The sequence below is a fragment of the Escherichia sp. MR genome (assembly GCF_005280595.1).
Lineage (GTDB): Bacteria > Pseudomonadota > Gammaproteobacteria > Enterobacterales > Enterobacteriaceae > Escherichia > Escherichia ruysiae.
On the sequence record NZ_SZVK01000147.1, the window covers coordinates 1 to 281 of the forward strand.

Below are 281 nucleotides of genomic sequence, written 5' to 3' on the forward strand. Positions count from 1 at the left end.
TCCACTTCCGTCAGGCCAAGAATGGCATCAACGTTAGCTGGCTCCCGCGTCAGGACATTCTGATACGCCGCGCGGGCAGCGGTGTCATCACGTCGCTGCTGTGCCCAGTCGGCCAGGGTGAGGTCAATGCGCGTGGACGGTGGCTGCTGGCGCAGCATCGCTTCCGCTTCTGCCTCTTTACCGCTTTCACGCAGGCGGCTGGCGGTTTCCAGTACCTGATCGCTTTGCAGGCGGTTTGCCAGTTCCTGAATATTGCTGTTCCACTGCGCGCGCGGCAGGCT

General features: G+C 62.3%; 1 pseudogene. It reads right to left on the reverse strand.

The features are described 5' to 3' along the window. Positions 1–281, reverse strand: a pseudogene (locus FC814_RS22675) (cellulose biosynthesis protein BcsC); the annotation flags it as partial.